This window comes from Rothia mucilaginosa (assembly GCF_019334805.1).
Lineage (GTDB): Bacteria > Actinomycetota > Actinomycetes > Actinomycetales > Micrococcaceae > Rothia > Rothia mucilaginosa_C.
The window spans coordinates 89093-104692 of the sequence record NZ_CP079822.1 but is presented as its reverse complement, the minus strand read 5'-3'; the positions used below and the strand labels follow the sequence as shown (position 1 = coordinate 104692).

The window sequence follows — 15600 nt, the reverse complement described above, 5'->3', positions numbered from 1 at the left end:
CCCCACATGCGCACTCGGCACACCTGCACTAAAATTGATGAGGTGCTCCGCGCGCTCGCTACTTCTAGCCCGGCGAGTCCCGCCTACCGAGCACTATCAACCCACACACCAGACCGCCATCCGGAAAGGCACCCATGATTGCTGTACAGAACCTCGAATTGCGTGCAGGCGCGCGCCTGCTCATGGAAGAGGTCACCTTCCGCATCGATAAGGGCGACAAGATCGGTCTGGTGGGCCGCAACGGTGCCGGTAAGACCACTATGACTAAGGTGCTTGCCGGTCTGACCCTGCCCGCTGACGGTACGGTGACCCGCAGCGGCACTATCGGCTACCTTCCACAGGACCCGAAGGTGGATGACATGAGCCAGCTGGCTCGTGACCGCATCCTCTCGGCGCGTGGCCTGGACGGTGTGGCGCGCAAGATGCGTCAGGCGCAGGAGGACATGGCGAGTGAGGACCCGGCGGTGCGTGCTAAGGGTATGCGCCGCTACGACCGCCTGGAGGCTGAGTTCATTGCCGGCGGCGGCTACGCGGCGGAGTCGGAGGCGGCGGTCATCACCTCCAACCTGGACCTGCCGGAGCGTGTGCTCGCCCAGCCGCTGTCCACTCTGTCGGGCGGTCAGCGTCGCCGTGTGGAGCTGGCGCGTATTCTCTTCTCCAATGCGGACACCATGCTGCTGGACGAGCCGACCAACCACCTGGATGCCGACTCGGTTCTGTGGCTGCGCGATTTCTTGAAGAACTTCTCGGGCGGCCTGATGGTCATTAGCCACGATGTTGAGCTGATGGAACTGGTCGTCAACCGCGTCTTCTACCTGGACGCGAACCGCTGCGTGATTGACCAGTACAACATGGGCTGGAAGAACTACTTGCTTCAGCGTGAGCAGGATGAGCACCGCCGCAAGCGTGAGCGTGCGAATGCGCAGAAGAAGGCGAATGCTCTGATGGAGCAGGCGAATAAGATGCGCGCGAAGGCGACGAAGGCTGTTGCTGCTCAGCAGATGATTAAGCGTGCTGAGAAGCTTCTGCGTGGCCTGGAGGAGGAGCGCCAGAGCGATAAGGTTGCGGCGATTCGCTTCCCGGATCCGGCGCCGTGCGGTAAGACGCCGCTCTCTGCGCAGGGTCTGTCGAAGTCCTATGGCTCTCTGGAGATTTTCACGGACGTTGATTTGGCAATTGACCGCGGTTCGCGCGTGGTGGTGCTGGGCCTGAACGGTGCCGGTAAGACCACTCTGCTGCGCATGCTGGCTGGTTCCACTCAGCCTGATACGGGTGAGGTCGTGTACGGTCACGGCGCGAAGCTGGGCTATTTTGCGCAGGAACACGAAATTCTTGATGGTGACCGCACTGTCTTTGAGAACATGAAGTCTGCCGCGCCGGATCTGGACGACACCCGCGTGCGCACGATTTTGGGTTCGTTCCTGTTCTCCGGTGATGATGTGGATAAGCCTGCCGGTGTGCTTTCCGGTGGTGAGAAGACCCGTCTGTCCTTGGCGACCCTGGTGGCGTCGAGTGCGAACGTGCTGCTGCTCGATGAGCCGACCAACAACCTGGACCCCGCCTCGCGTGAGGAGATTCTGAACGCGTTGAAGGCGTACCAGGGTGCCATTGTGATGGTTTCTCACGATGAGGGCGCCGTGGAGGCGCTGGATCCTGAGCGTGTGCTGCTTCTGCCGGATGCGGTGGAGGATTTGTGGTCGAAGGATTACCAGGATCTGATTTCGCTGGCGTAAAGGCTGGCGTAAAGCAGTATTCGCCGACATAAAAGCATGGGTGAGGCTCCGGTGCCGTGTGGCGCCGGGGCCTCTTTGCGTGTATTGCTCGTTGTTTTATTGTCCGGGGCGTATTTCTATGTTCTGAAGATGCGTTGCGGAAGATGTTATCGGTATTTTTTCGCGTGAATAGTGCCGAAAAATGTGACCTGACCCGTGGGGTTGTATTGTTTTCTGATCATATGTGATGTTATTGCGTTCCTATGCATGGGAACTGTGGGTTCTGACACACGAAACTCGTGGCGTATTTGACGGGAAATAATGTTGCCTTGTGGGTTTTCCCGAAGGAAAGAAAAGCTCTTAGGCGATATTTCAGGGGGTCTGTGTGGGCTTTTTGAATTTTTCATGTGTCTCTACATACATTGTGGGAAAAATAGTAGAAACCCAACATGCAGGGGGCGTAGACTTATAACTGTTCCCGCCATTGCGAGGACGCAAATGCGAAACATTAGGGCTCACTGCAGATGGTGAGCTAACGCGGGGGAGAAGAGATTCCCGCCCGCTCACGAAGGAGAACTGCCAATGCACAACACTGAGTTCGAGAAGTACCCCACCTCCGGTGAAGAGAACGTTGAGGTTGACGTCTTCTGGCCCATCCAGGACGCTTAATCTCTCACCCCGATAGGTCGGGATAAGGATTAGAAAAGCGCCCCGCCGCTTCCGTAGGGAAGTGACGGGGCGCTTTGCTGTCCTCAGTGAGAATTTAGTTATGCGGCGTGAATACCCAGTCCGAACATTTGTAGGGGGTATTCGGTAAAGCCCATCATGGCTGCCGCGTACCAGGCGATGTACCCGGTCAGTGCTAGAACGAGTGCCTTCTCGCGTACGCTGCCGGCATCACCCAGGAGTGGCAGCGCCATGTAGCCGCTCTTTTTCCATAGGGGGGATGCCACCAGGGGCTTGATGACAATGGGGTAGAGGGGCAGCAGGCCGCGGGTTGTCAGCAGGTCGCCAATCAGGTGAATGGTGGCGCCAACTGAAATAGCCCAGGGGAGCAGCGCCAGCGAATCGGTTGTATAGGCTGCGTATCCAAGGGCAACGGCACCGATCCATCCACCCGGTGCGCCGAGCACGCGCAAGGCTAGACCGCCCGAGAATGCGGCAAGAAGCAGTGAAGCCCAGGGGATTCCGTTGTAGCTCAGGTTGGCACTGAAATAGGCAACCGCCCAGAAAGCTATCAGACCCAAAATGGAGTGCGTTCCCTTGCGGTGTCCGCCGCTGACCGCCCCGACAATACGTGCTACCCAGCGTGAAAGGGGTGGGATGGAGTTGGCGATACTGCCGTTGTGGTGGTCAATATCCGGGAGCATGCCCGCACCGGCGCACGCCAGGGTGGTCACGATGAGGGTGGGGGTATCGGGAACCTGCACCACTCCCGTCTCGACGAGCACTAGCCAGCCAGCTGCGGCGCTGACGGTGTGCGAATAGCCCATCATGGGGAGGTGCCTCCTTGAATGTGATTGCCCTGCGAGTGTGGTTGCCTGGGTTCCGGGATGTTCACTCGAACTAATTAGAACAAATATAGCATATATCGAAATTACTTTCGATAGGTGGGGTTATCCCCTCAAGCGGCATCACTTCTCAATCGGCACTACCTCTCAAACGGCAGAGTCTGCTTCCAGAACTCGCGCTCACGCAGGTAGTTCTCCAGCCAGCCCACGTGCTCGGAGCACGCCAGCCAAATCTTGCGACGCTCGGGGGTGTGCACCTTCGGGTTGTTCCAGAGCAGCTGAAATTCTGCAGCCTGCTGGCAGCCCTTGCGGGAGCACTTGGCGTACTCGGGCTGTGCGTCCTGTGAGAGTGAGCCGAGCAGATCCATGTCTTCTTATCCTTACTATTGCGCCTCTACGTGCGGTGTTATTCCGTGCCCGCGCAACCCCGCAGAAAAGGGGTGCGGGTTGTTCCGCTTCAGCTAGTGTACGCGCCCGATGAGGCATGTAAAAGAAGGGGAGCGGGCGTTCAGTACCCAAGAGCGGAGTGTAGCCTGCGGCACCATCACCCTAAAACGCGGTAAAATAAGGTTCGACTGTCCATCCGTCCACACCCCGACCGCGGAGCCGCTGCATCGGCTCTGATCGTGAGGGGTCGACTCATCAAGGAAGCTCATGAGCGAGAACACTCCCAAGACCGTGCTGGTCACCGGCGGCAACCGAGGCATCGGCTACGAAATTGCCAAGGAATTCCAGGCAGCAGGACACAACGTCTGCATCACCTACCGTAGCGGTGAAGCCCCCGAAGAATTTTTCGCCGTCAAGGCAGATGTACGCGATGCCGACAGCATTAACGAAGCATTCAAGGAAATTGAAGCAGAATTCGGCCCCGTGGAGGTGCTGGTCGCCAACGCAGGTATCACCCGCGACATGCTGCTGATGCGCATGAAGGAATCCGACTTCACCGACGTGGTCGACACCAACCTCACCGGTTCTTTCCGCGTGGTTCAGCGCGCCATCAAGGGCATGCTGAAGCTCAAGCGCGGCCGCATCATCCTGGTTTCCTCCGTGGTGGGTCTGTACGGTTCCCCCGGCCAGGTCAACTACTCCGCATCTAAGGCTGCACTGGTCGGTATGGCGCGCTCCATCACCCGTGAGCTGGGCGGCCGCAACATCACCGCTAACGTGGTGGCACCGGGCTTCATTAACACCGCAATGACCGAGGTTCTGCCCGAAGAGACCAAGAAGAACTACCTCGCGTCCATCCCGGCTGGTCGTTTCGCGGAGGCAGAAGAGGTCGCTCGCGTGATTCGCTGGCTCGCATCCGATGAGGCTAGCTACATTTCTGGCGCTGTCATCCCCGTTGATGGCGGCCTGGGTATGGGTCACTAACCCCACCCGTACGGACTGCACGAAGCGCCTGAGCGTGGGCGCACCCTTTCTAGACTTTAAGGACATAAAACTATGGCACAGCTGACCGGCAAGACCATCATCATTACCGGCTCCTCCCGCGGCGTTGGCGCAGACACCGCACAGATTCTCGCCGCTGAGGGCGCGAACATCGTGGTGAACTACCGCTCCAAGGCACCGCGCGCGAACAAGATCGTCAAGGCTATTGAAGAGGCTGGCGGCAAGGCAATCGCAGTACAGGCTGACGTGACCAACAATGAGGACCTGCAGAACCTCGTCAACACCGCCGTGGAGACCTTCGGCTCCCTGGACTACCTGATTCTGAACGCTTCGGGCGGCATGGAATCCGGCATGGGCGAAGACTACGCAATGCGCCTGAACCGTGACGCACAGCTGAACCTGGCACGCCTGGCTGCAGAGAAGATGCCCGAAGGCGCACGCATCGTGTTCGTGACCAGCCACCAGGCGCACTTCATCCGCGAGGTTGAGACCATGGACGAGTACAAGCCCGTCGCAGAGTCCAAGCGCGCAGGCGAAGACGCACTGATCGCCGAGATCCCCGCACTTTCCGAGAAGGGTATCTCCCTGGTCGTCGTGTCCGCTGACATGATTGAAGGCACCGTCACCGCAACCCTGCTGAACCGCCTGCACCCCGGCGCCATTGAGCAGCGCCGCGAGACCGCCGGCAAGCTCTACACCGTCAACGAGTTCGCGCAGGAAATCGCGAAGATGGTCACCGCAGACGTTGAAACCGGCCACGTTGAGCTGGTCGGCGGCGCACGCGGCTTCATCGACTAATAACTTCAGCTGCTATGGGTGCCGTCGCGGATGCGCCCGCCCCTCTGACAAGGTACATTTGATGAGGCGCGCCGCCCCTGACGCGGCGGCACCTATAGCCCCTAAGGTTTAGCGCGAGGAACCCAATGTGGGGTACCCGCGCACTATGCGCCAACCGCTCCGATAACCCGGCACGGGTTGCGGGGTGGGGCGCATCCCATCCATCTAACTCACTGGAAGAAGAACCATGAGCACCGTACTCAACCTTCAGAATGTCTCCGTGATTCGCGGCGGCCGCAAGATTCTCAACGACGTTTCCTGGACTGTGAACGAAGGTGAACGCTGGGTTGTTCTGGGCCCCAACGGCGCCGGTAAGTCCACTCTGCTTTCGATTGCGGCAGCCCGCCTGCACCCGACCAGCGGCGAGGTTGAAATCCTTGACGAGACCCTCGGCGCTGTTGACGTATTCGACCTGCGCCCGCGCATTGGTCTGTCCTCCGGTGCTTCGGCTACCCAGATTCCCGCCAACGAGAAGGTTTCCGACGTTGTCGTGACCGCAGCGTACGCTGTGTCCGGCCGCTGGAAGGAAGAATACGACGTCATGGACGACGAGCGTGCCACCGAACTGCTGGCTGAATGGGGTGTCGACACCCTCGCTGACCGCACCTTCGGATCCCTCTCCGATGGCGAGCGCAAGCGTGCACTGATTGCCCGCGCCCTCATGACCGATCCTGAGCTGCTGCTACTGGACGAGCCCGGCGCAGGCATGGACATCTCCGGCCGTGAGGACCTGGTTGAGCGTCTGACCGCGCTTGCCGCTGACCCCTACGCACCGGCTACCGTGCTCATCACCCACCACCTTGAGGAAATCCCGGCGGGCTTCACCCACGCCCTGCTGGTCCGTGATGGCGGCGTGGTTGCTGCCGGCCCGATCCTGTCCACCATTACCGAGGCTAACCTCGCCGCAACCTACGATATGGACCTGGCTCTGACCGTCACCTCCGCGGGTCGTTACTCCGCGTTCAAGCGCGCATGAGCCGTGCCCCGAAGCAGCTGAGCGCCGAACAGATCGCTGAGCGTGCCGAGCGTGTCTACGCCATCGAGTCGGTCACGGCTCTGGCGCAGGCACCCGAGCAGGCTTTGCGCTACTACACGCAGCTGACCGATGTGAAGCTCCGTAGCGCCATGGAGCCGCAGTGGGGTATTTACATTGCGGAGTCCTCGAAGGTGATTCGTCGTGCGCTCGTTGCCGGTCATCAGCCCGTTTCTTTCCTGATGAGTGAGAAGTGGGCTGATGATTTGGCGGATGTTCTGCGCGCCCATCCTGACACTCCCGCGTATGTGGGTAGTGAGGAGCAGCTGGAGCAGGTGACCGGTTTTCATCTGCATCGTGGTGCGTTGGCGGCGATGGCTCGTCCGGAGCCGCAGCCTCTGGAGCAGTTGCTGCAGGGTGCCTCTCGCGTGGCGATTTTGGAAGATATTGTGGACCACACGAATGTGGGCGCTATTTTCCGTTCGGCTGCCGCGCTGAACGTGGATGCTGTGCTGGTGACTCCGCGGTGCGCTGATCCGCTGTACCGCCGCTCGATTCGAGTGTCGATGGGTACTGTTTTTCAGGTGCCGTGGGCTCGCCTGGAGTCGTGGCCTGCTGACTTGCAGACCCTGCACGAGCTGGGCTTTAAGAGCGCGGCGTTGGCTTTGGAGGAGGACTCGCTGACCCTGGAGGAGCTGTCTGCCCGCCGGGATGAGAAGCTTGCGCTGATTCTGGGCACGGAGGGGCACGGCCTGTCGCCCCGCACCTTGGCGGCGTGTGATGATACGGTGATGATTCCGATGTCGCACGGCGTGGATTCTTTGAATGTTGCGGCGGCGAGTGCCGTGGCGTTCTGGGAGACCCGCCCGCGTTCATAACCTGAGTTCTCACCTGATTCTTAACCCGCGTGAGTGCCTTCTTCGGGGGCCCTTGCGGTGTGTAGGTTGGTGCCTGTGAGGGAACGTACTGGGATTTAATCCGTGAAGGTGGTACCCTTAATGGGTTGTGCACGCCCTATGCGGGCACAATGGTGATGCGCTCTGAGATTTTCTCGATAGCTGCACATCGAAAAACCTACTCCATCTATATAAGGGCTACTGGCAAAATCCAGTAGCAGAAGAAGGTAATCAATGAAGGCAGAAATCCACCCGGACTACAACCTGGTTCTGTTCCGCGACCTCGCATCCGGCAAGGTCTTCCTGACCCGTTCCACCATGACCTCGGACAAGACCGAGAAGTGGGAAGACGGCAACGAGTACCCGATCGTCGAGGTTGAAATCTCGTCCGAGTCGCACCCGTTCTACACCGGTAAGCAGCGCATCATGGACTCCGCAGGTCGCGTCGAGCGCTTCAACGCACGCTTCGGCAACTTCGGCAAGAAGTAAATCTTCTTTCCCAGTTTTGCTTTTTAGCGAGATCAATGCCCCGTTCTCCTTGGTTTTCAGGGAGGCGGGGCATTGCGCGTTCTATGCGGGTAGCAGAATGGTTCGCGTGAACGTGAGGAAAGTTGTAATGTAAAACCTTTCGTTCACCGGTGCGTAGACCCGCTGACGGCGTTACAATGGGAAAGTATTTTGCGAGCTGTGCATTTTCTGTGCCCTCCAGCGCCGCCCCGTATCGGCGGGTTATTTTCCGGCTCTCTGTATTCTAGAGACTTCGCTGGGTGCACTGCGCGCCTCGCGTATCACCACCTCAAACAAAGGACAACTTAATGAGCGACGCTCACTCTGAACCGTCGCAGAAGAAGAAATGGGTCAAGCGTATTCTGCTGATCCTGCTGATTCTTCTGCTGGTTATTACCCTCGGTATTGGTTTCTTTATTTGGCGTGCTGGCCACACCTGGGATAGCAAGACCGAGAAGTTTGACTCCATCACTAAGGTGGATGAAGATCTCAGCAAAATTAAGGAGCAGCTTGGCGAGGCTAAGAAGCTCAACGTGACGGAGCTGAAGGCTCCGACCGTCACCAACTCGGATACCGGCAAGAACGGCTCCGATGCTGCTGCGGCTCTTGCAGCGAACGCCAGCGAGCACGATAAGAACGGCGACGGCATCCTGGATGACGGTTACAGCTACGATGTCGTGAAGGGTCCGGGTAAGAACATCCTGCTGCTCGGTAGCGATACTCGTTCCGGTTCTGAAGCAGCTCAGGTGAGCGGCTCCCGTGCAGATAGCATCATGCTTGCTCACATCCCTGCTGATGGTAAGGGCGTGTACCTGGTCTCGATTATGCGTGATACCTGGGTGAACATCCCCGGCTACGGCGCGGCAAAGATTAATGCCGCACTGAACTACGGCGGTATTTCTCTGCAGGTGGCAACCGTTGAGAACCTGCTGGGTATCAAGATTGATCACGTGGCTGAGATTGAGTTTGAGGGCTTCAAAGCTCTGGTGAACTCGGTCGGCGGTGTGGATGTTCAGGTACCTTTCGACTTCGATATCAATGCGTGGTCTTTCAAGCAGGGTATGCAGCATATGGATGGTGGCGCGGCACTTGCGTTCGTGCGTGCTCGTTACCAGTTCGCTGATGGTGACTACCAGCGTGTTCGTAACCAGCGTGCGTTCCTGCGCGGTCTGTACAACACGATGAAGTCTAAGGGTGCACTGGATAATGTGGGCTCTTTCCAGTCTGCTGTTGAGTCTATTGCTGGTTATATGCGTGTGGACTCCGGTCTGAATGCGGCACAGATTGCTCAGATTGCGGCTCCGGTGCTGACCAGCGGTGACACCACGATGCGTATGACCACCCTGCCGAACGCAGGCCCGGGTTGGTCCTACGACGGTCAGTCGATTGTTATCGTGAACCAGGCTGCAAACGCTAACCTGTCCTATGCTTTGCAGCATGACAGCATGGATCAGTTCATGGCAACTTATGGTCAGGACTAAGATCTGACTCCTTACGGGGGTGAAAGCTGATGAGGCTTTCACCCCCGCTGGTTTTAATCGGCTCTCCACGCGTAGCTCATGATGCTCAGGATGGTAGGCACACAAAAGGGGCGGCTACCTCACCGTGATAGTGGGGTAGCCGCCCCTTTTGTATCTTTGCGTTGTATCTTTACGCTCTGTCGTGGAGGAGTTTATGCCTTCGAGTCTACTTCTTCAGCCTCGTCGGTCTCTTCGTATTCTTCCTCGTACTCGTCGTATTCTTCGTAGTCCTCGTAGTAGGGCTGGCGACCAAAGTAGAAGGCAACTGCCGCGACAGCGCCGCCCAGAATCGCGATGAGGATGCCGAGCATAGGGGTCCACAGCATCGAGATTAGGCCGGCGACCAGAACTGCGAGGCCTGCACCCTTAACCAGGTTCAGAAGACGCTCGCGCTCGGAGGGCTCGTAGTATTCCTCTTCCTCAATGCTGTACTCGATAACCGGCTTCTCCGCGGCAGGTTCGCTGCGGGTCGGCTCGGCGGGTGCGGAGGAGCCACCGGTCAGGGAGCTCATGAAACCGCGACGCTTCTTCGGAGCCTGCTGTGCAGAGGACTCCAGGTAGTGGCGTTCACCTTCGGTGGGTACGAATGCCGGGGGCACCTCGTAGTCTTCACCAACGGGCAGTAGAGCCGGAACGTTGTTGGGCAGAGTCTCGTACCATTCCTGCGGAATATCTGCTGGGCGTGCAGCCTGAACGGTCAGCGAAAGTTCGAGGGTGTTACCGCGAATGGTGCCCCACGCGCTGGTGAGGCGGTCGTTCTCGAACGCGTAACGAATCACGGGGGTGAGCTGCTCAGACATTTGGGTGCTCAGGCGACCGACGAGCTTACGGTCGTGGCGCACCTCTACACTGTCAACCACGCGGCCGTCGGAGGTCTTCAGCTGGTTAGCTTCCAGGGTCAGGATCACGCGGCCTTCACCGCTGGGCGGCAGGATGCTGTGCAGGTATTCGGAGTGTTCCTTCTCGTCGAGCACCTTCATGGACGGGCCCTGGGGCAGCAGGGTCGCGCGGGTCGGTGCGTCGTTGAGGGGGAAGAGAGAGCCGGGGGCGGACAGGGAGAGCACGCCGGTGCTCTTCACGTGCATGCCGCCGCCTTCCGCGCGTACGGCAACAGCGGAAAGCTGCAGGTGCGCGATGGGTTCGTAGCCGGAGGCGACCACGCGGGTAATGGAATCCCAGTACGCGGCGGAGTCCTCCACACTCATGCGGCCTACCTTGAATTCGTCAATGTAGACGGCAATGCTGTTGGGTTCGTAAGGGTTATCCGGTTCGGGAACAAGACGCGCTTCACCGTACCAGATCCGTTCACGGTCGATGTGCAGTTCCTCGAAAATTTGGAGGGTTTCTGCTTCGTAGTAATCATCGGTGACGATGTCAACGCTACCGCGGTCACCGAGTGCGTAATCGACCACTGAAAACTCCTTCTGATATGTCTAAGCGAGCGGATACCTAGTCTATTCTCTCATGCTTTCAGAGCGGACAGCTCACAAAAACGGGTGACATTTATCTGTCTTTTAGCACCGGGTGCATATAGTTTTGCGTTTGGGGGAATCAGCCCCGGTAACGATGGCTCACGTCGCCGCACTAAAGGGCCGCGAACCCTCCGCGTGGAGCCTCCCGAAACAAAAATTTCGGCTGAGAAAGCCGCGAAAAAGACCACCGCTCGACACCACCCGGTTCACAACCGGGTAAGTGCCAAGCGGCGGTCTACATCAATCAGTTTGAGAACCTGGCGGGGGAGATCGGAACCTAGTCTAGGCACCGGTCCACACCCCGCCTCAGCTACTCAAACCATGCAGCTTAGTTCTGCAGGGAAGCGTTGAACTTCTGAGCCACAATCGAACGGTGGCCGTGGTCCTGAGCCTCCAGAACCAGACGACGCAGAGCCGAAGGAGCCTCGGGGTTCGCCTCCAGCCAACGCTGAGCCAGCGCCACGGAGGGGTTGCCCTCAACACCCAGACCCTCGGTGGAGCCGGTGTTGTACGGAGCCTTCGGGTACAGGCCACGTACAATGCGGGTCGCCATACCAATCGAACGAGACGCCCAGAGAGGCAACAGAGCCTCAAAGTAGGAGTCGTAGTAGGACTCACGCAGCTCAACCGGGCCACGAGCAAAACCGTTAATGGTCGAGGCCAGAGCGTCGTTCGACAGCGACTCGTCTTCCATGATGGTCTTGTACGCGGCAGCCTTACGCTCAGCAGAGGGCAGAGCAGCAATCGCGTACGCGTAACCATTCGAAGAAATCGAGGAGGGGCTGTACTTAGCCGCACGGTCCAGATCCTCAACGGTCACCAGGTCGCGGCTTGCGAGCGCACCCAGTGCACTCCAACCCAGGTTCTGGTCGTAAGGAATGCCGGTTGCGTCAGCAATATCGCCGGTGGTGTCTTCGAAAGCACCGCGGGCAATATCGCGGCAGAGCTCTTCACCCTTGGTCGCGTTGGTGGAGACCGAAATCAGGGCGCGCAGCAGAATCAGCTGCTCGTCGGAGCCGGGCTTAGCCTGTGCCAGTGCGGCTGCGAATGCGTCATAGAGAGCGTCGTAGAGGCGCTCGCGGCCGGTGGGTGCGGAGAAGGTTGCGATAGCGACCTGTGCGTTGTTGACCATGGTGCCCAGCAGGGATGCGCTCGGTTCCTTGGAGACGTTGCGTACGACTGCGTCGACGTAGGTGGTGACGGGCAGGCGTGCATCGCGCACGTTCTCCCAGAGGGAGCCCCAGATGAGGCCGCGGGAGAGTGCGGATTCGAGGGTGGAGACACCTTCGATAGCTGCCTGCAGGCCGTCTTCGTCGGTCAGGGCGACCTTGGCGTAGGTGTGGTCTTCTGCGTTGAGCATGAGCAGGTCAGCTTCGCCAACGAGCTTCTTCTGCTCATCGGTGAGCTCCACGCGGTGCTCGGAGACGGGCTCTGCCGGGTACTCGAGGGAGAGCAGACCGGTGGAGGTGAGCTTGCCGTCGGTCAGTGCGAAGGTTTCCAGCTTTGCCACGTGGGGGCGGCCCAGACCTGCGGGCTGCTGTGCGGGCAGTTCCTGGGTGAGGATCAGGTCGGTAAGCTGACCGTCTTCGCCGTAGACGCGCTTGGTGCCCAGTGCGGACACGCCGGAGGTCTGCAGCCATGCGTTAGCCCATGCTTGCATGTCGCGGCCGGACACCTCGTTGAGTACCTGCAGGAAGTCGTTCAGGGAGGTGTTGCCCCACTCGAAACGCTTGAAGTACACGCGTGCTGCTTCGATGAAGGTGTCGAAACCGACGTAGGCGACCAGCTGCTTGAGCACGGATGCGCCCTTTGCGTAGGTGATGCCGTCGAAGTTCTGCGATGCTGCTTCCAGGTGGGGGATGTCAGCGACGATGGGGTGGGTGGTGGGCAGCTGGTCCTGCATGTATGCCCATGCCTTGCGGTTGTTCGCGAAGGTGACCCACGCATCCTCAAAGTGGTTAGCTTCCTTAGCGCCGAGGGTGCCCATGAAGTCTGCGAAGGATTCCTTGAGCCACAGATCGTCCCACCACTTCATGGTGACGAGGTCGCCGAACCACATGTGCGCCATTTCGTGGCAGATGGTGTTGGTGCGGCCTTCGAGGTCGTCCTCGGTTGCGCCGGAGACGAAGATGTAGTCTTCGGTGAAGGTGACCAGGCCGGGGTTCTCCATTGCGCCGATGTTGTATTCGGGCACGAATGCCTGCTCGTACTTGGGGTACGGGTAGGGGTAGTCGAAGAGGTCCTGGAAGAAGTCCAGGCCGTTTTTGGTGACCATGAAGATGTGGTCGTAGTCGAAGTGCGGCTTGAGGGACTGGCGGCAGTATGCGACCAGGGGGATGTCGCCGCTGTTGACCTTGCTCTTGGGCTTGTAGGTGGTGGTTGCGGTGAAGTATTCGCCGGCAACGATTGCGGTGATGTAGGTGGAGATCTTTGCGGTGGGGGAGAAGACTCGCTTGGTGATGGAGTCGTCGGTGGGGTCTACGACCTGGCTTTCGAGTACGCCGTTGGAGCTGACGACCCAGTCCTTGGGTGCGGTGATGCGGAAGTTGAAGACTGCCTTCAGGTCGGGCTGCTCGAAGTTCGGGAAGACTCGGCGGCAGTCGGAGGGCTCGTACTGGGTGTACAGGTACACGCGACCGTCGGAGGGGTCGAAGTAGCGGTGCATACCTTCGCCGGAGCGGGAGTAGTAGGAGCGACCGTGGATGGTGAGCACGTTTTCTGCCTGCAGGTTGGGCAGGGTGATGCGTGCGCCGTCGACGACATCAGCCAGGGTCAGCTCGGTGCCGTTGAGCTTAACGGAGTCGACGCTGTGGTGGATGTAGTCGATGAAGGTTTCTGCGCCGGGGGTGTTGCAGGAGAATCGGACGGTGGTGACGGTGGGGTAGGACTCGAATTCGGGGTCCTTGGCGTTAGTCAGGTCGACATGCACGTCGTAGGTGTCGACACTGATGAGAGCCGAACGTTCTGCGGCTTCTTCGCGGGAGAGGTTCTCATTATTCATGCTCTTTATTCTAGTCGTAATGACCGAAAATATGGCAGTTGAACGGGCGTGCCGGTCATATTACTCAAGGTGCGAGAAGATTACCCGGGGTGTGGGGAACTAACCAACCTCGAATGTGTGACACAGAACATGCTCTTTCGATTTGCGGAGTGCTCAGAAAGCCCGTATAGTATTACGTGTTGCTTCGAACGGCACCGAAAGGAAAACGTTCGAAAGTCACCTGCGCGGGTGGCGGAATAGGCAGACGCGCTAGCTTGAGGTGCTAGTCCTCGTATTAGAGGGTGGGGGTTCAAGTCCCCCCTCGCGCACAGATAATCCCCGGTTCTTCGGAACCGGGGATTTTTGTATGCCCGGTAAAATATGCCCGGTAAAAAACGCACAAAAAAGTAGTGGGGTGAGGCTCCTCGAAAGGAACCTCACCCCACACTAGCTACGCTAAGGAAGCTAGAAGAACAGCTGCATCAGCTGAAACTGAATTACTCAGCACTCAGAGAATTACTCAGCCAGACGCTCCGGGTCGGTGGTGACCAGAATCTTCACAGCGGTCTCGTTGTGGTTGATCAGGGTGTCGAAGCCCTTGTCAATCAGGTCTTCCACAGCAATCTTGCCGGTGATGAAGGGCTTCAGGTCAATCTTGCCGGACTCAACGAGCTTGATGGTCTCCGGGTGGGAGTTCACGTATCCGATGGTACCGCGGATATCGAGCTCCTTGAGCACAACCTTCTGAACATCCAGGGAAGCGGGCTTGCCCCAAATGGAGACGATGACAACCTTACCGGTGGGCTTGAGAGCATCCAGGATCAGGTCCAGTGCGGGCTGAACGGAGGTGCACTCGAACGCGATATCAGCGCCACGGCCGTCGGTCAGCTTGTGAATCTCAGCCAGAACGTCAACCTCAGCGGGGGAGAAAGCGTAGTCAGCAACACCGGAGTCCAGAGCCTTCTGGCGGCGCAGCGGGGACAGCTCAGAGATGATGACCTTAGCACCCTTAGCCTTCAGAACTGCGGAGGTCAGCAGACCGATGGGGCCAGCACCGGTCACCAGTGCAAATGCGCCCTCTTCGAACTCGCCTGCACGCTCAACAGCGTGGTAGCCAACGCTCAGGGGCTCAATCAGTGCAGCCTCGTCCAGGGGAATGGTGTTGGGGATCTTGTGAACCCAGCGGCGCTTGACAGCAACCTTCTCGGACAGACCGCCACCGCGACCTGCCAGGCCGATGAAGTTCATGTCCTTGGAAAGGTGGTAGTCCTTGGAGTCGGGGCCGGTGTAAACGTCATCGCGAATGATGTAGGGCTCGACAACAACGTGGTCGCCAACCTCAAGGTCGTCTACGCCTTCGCCCAGTGCCTCAACAACACCGGAGAATTCGTGACCGAGGGTGACGGGGGAGTCCTCACCAGAAATGGGGTGGGGGTGACCGTGCTGGGGGCAGAAGATGGGGCCGTCGAGGTATTCGTGCAGGTCGGTACCGCAAATGCCGCACCAGGCGACCTTGACCAGAACCTCGCCCGCAGCGGCTTCGGGTGCGGGGATGTCTTCAATGCGGATGTCGTGGCGGTCGTAGAAGCGTGCTGCCTTCATGGGATGGAGCTCCTTAGCGTGGTTGTGGCGCTTACTGCGGTGTGTGCTTGCCGGTACGGTTCGCATCCATGGGTCTGTCACGGTAATGGCAGAGGCCCAAACGACATGGTCTGGACCGGTTGTGAACTGTCCTGCCGGCATTCGCATCGCTAGCGCCAGATGGTGACGGGTGCGGCTGGATTGCCGCTCCCATGTGCTTAA

General features: G+C 58.9%; 12 protein-coding genes and 1 tRNA gene. 8 read left to right on the top strand and 5 right to left on the bottom strand.

Annotated features, from left to right (window positions below; all coding sequences use genetic code 11):
* The first annotated feature begins 134 nt into the window (after positions 1-134).
* Entirely contained in the window at positions 135-1733 is a 1599-nt protein-coding gene (locus tag LPB405_RS00420) for an ABC-F family ATP-binding cassette domain-containing protein (RefSeq protein ID WP_219101465.1), read from the top strand.
* Between the two features lie 746 nt (positions 1734-2479).
* Here the strand turns inward: LPB405_RS00420 and LPB405_RS00415 are convergent.
* Both LPB405_RS00415 and LPB405_RS00410 read right to left on the bottom strand, forming a co-directional pair.
* Positions 2480-3208, bottom strand: coding sequence for a metal-dependent hydrolase (locus LPB405_RS00415; protein WP_012903565.1), 729 nt, complete (start codon positions 3206-3208; stop codon positions 2480-2482).
* Between the two features lie 155 nt (positions 3209-3363).
* Positions 3364-3591: a hypothetical protein gene (locus LPB405_RS00410; protein ID WP_005509100.1), complete on the bottom strand. Its 228-nt coding sequence runs from the start codon at positions 3589-3591 to the stop codon at positions 3364-3366.
* Between the two features lie 286 nt (positions 3592-3877).
* On the opposite strand from LPB405_RS00410, the gene LPB405_RS00405 reads away from it, so the two are divergent.
* The 6 genes from LPB405_RS00405 (at position 3878) to LPB405_RS00380 (ending at position 9306) form a co-directional block, all read left to right on the top strand.
* Positions 3878-4594: a beta-ketoacyl-ACP reductase gene (locus tag LPB405_RS00405; protein ID WP_005509097.1), complete on the top strand. Its 717-nt coding sequence runs from the start codon at positions 3878-3880 to the stop codon at positions 4592-4594.
* Between the two features lie 72 nt (positions 4595-4666).
* Complete coding sequence (locus LPB405_RS00400) at positions 4667-5410, top strand: SDR family oxidoreductase (RefSeq protein WP_012903562.1); 744 nt, start codon at positions 4667-4669, stop codon at positions 5408-5410.
* 226 nt (positions 5411-5636) lie between these two features.
* Positions 5637-6425 (top strand): ABC transporter ATP-binding protein, encoded by a 789-nt coding sequence (locus tag LPB405_RS00395; protein ID WP_070676330.1) that lies wholly within the window; start codon positions 5637-5639, stop codon positions 6423-6425.
* On the top strand, positions 6422-7300 hold the full coding sequence (locus tag LPB405_RS00390) for a TrmH family RNA methyltransferase (RefSeq protein ID WP_012903560.1): 879 nt from the start codon (positions 6422-6424) through the stop codon (positions 7298-7300). The genes LPB405_RS00395 and LPB405_RS00390 overlap by 4 nt, the downstream gene beginning before the upstream one ends.
* A gap of 252 nt (positions 7301-7552) precedes the next feature.
* A complete protein-coding gene (locus LPB405_RS00385) occupies positions 7553-7807 on the top strand; it encodes a type B 50S ribosomal protein L31 (RefSeq protein ID WP_005506069.1) in 255 nt (84 codons plus the stop codon).
* A 326-nt stretch (positions 7808-8133) separates the two neighbouring features.
* Complete coding sequence (locus LPB405_RS00380) at positions 8134-9306, top strand: LCP family protein (protein WP_219101463.1); 1173 nt, start codon at positions 8134-8136, stop codon at positions 9304-9306.
* A 191-nt stretch (positions 9307-9497) separates the two neighbouring features.
* Here the strand turns inward: LPB405_RS00380 and LPB405_RS00375 are convergent, their stop codons facing one another.
* Positions 9498-10757: a hypothetical protein gene (locus LPB405_RS00375; protein ID WP_219101461.1), complete on the bottom strand. Its 1260-nt coding sequence runs from the start codon at positions 10755-10757 to the stop codon at positions 9498-9500.
* Between the two features lie 388 nt (positions 10758-11145).
* Positions 11146-13818, bottom strand: a complete 2673-nt coding sequence (gene pepN, locus LPB405_RS00370) for an aminopeptidase N (protein ID WP_219101459.1) — start codon at positions 13816-13818, stop codon at positions 11146-11148.
* A gap of 222 nt (positions 13819-14040) precedes the next feature.
* Here pepN and LPB405_RS00365 point away from each other — a divergent pair.
* Positions 14041-14126 (top strand) — tRNA-Leu (locus tag LPB405_RS00365).
* Between the two features lie 187 nt (positions 14127-14313).
* Here the strand turns inward: LPB405_RS00365 and LPB405_RS00360 are convergent.
* Positions 14314-15399 (bottom strand): 2,3-butanediol dehydrogenase, encoded by a 1086-nt coding sequence (locus LPB405_RS00360; RefSeq protein WP_219101457.1) that lies wholly within the window; start codon positions 15397-15399, stop codon positions 14314-14316.
* Positions 15400-15600: the final 201 nt, after the last annotated feature.

Excerpts from the sequence above, each read along its gene's own strand:
- LPB405_RS00420 (WP_219101465.1), top strand. The coding sequence starts at position 135 with ATGATTGCTGTACAGAACCTCGAATTGCGTGCAGGCGCGCGCCTGCTC.
- LPB405_RS00415 (WP_012903565.1), bottom strand. The coding sequence starts at position 3,208 with ATGATGGGCTATTCGCACACCGTCAGCGCCGCAGCTGGCTGGCTAGTG.
- LPB405_RS00410 (WP_005509100.1), bottom strand. The coding sequence starts at position 3,591 with ATGGATCTGCTCGGCTCACTCTCACAGGACGCACAGCCCGAGTACGCC.
- LPB405_RS00405 (WP_005509097.1), top strand. The coding sequence starts at position 3,878 with ATGAGCGAGAACACTCCCAAGACCGTGCTGGTCACCGGCGGCAACCGA.
- LPB405_RS00400 (WP_012903562.1), top strand. The coding sequence starts at position 4,667 with ATGGCACAGCTGACCGGCAAGACCATCATCATTACCGGCTCCTCCCGC.
- LPB405_RS00395 (WP_070676330.1), top strand. The coding sequence starts at position 5,637 with ATGAGCACCGTACTCAACCTTCAGAATGTCTCCGTGATTCGCGGCGGC.
- LPB405_RS00390 (WP_012903560.1), top strand. The coding sequence starts at position 6,422 with ATGAGCCGTGCCCCGAAGCAGCTGAGCGCCGAACAGATCGCTGAGCGT.
- LPB405_RS00385 (WP_005506069.1), top strand. The coding sequence starts at position 7,553 with ATGAAGGCAGAAATCCACCCGGACTACAACCTGGTTCTGTTCCGCGAC.
- LPB405_RS00380 (WP_219101463.1), top strand. The coding sequence starts at position 8,134 with ATGAGCGACGCTCACTCTGAACCGTCGCAGAAGAAGAAATGGGTCAAG.
- pepN (WP_219101459.1), bottom strand. The coding sequence starts at position 13,818 with ATGAATAATGAGAACCTCTCCCGCGAAGAAGCCGCAGAACGTTCGGCT.
- LPB405_RS00360 (WP_219101457.1), bottom strand. The coding sequence starts at position 15,399 with ATGAAGGCAGCACGCTTCTACGACCGCCACGACATCCGCATTGAAGAC.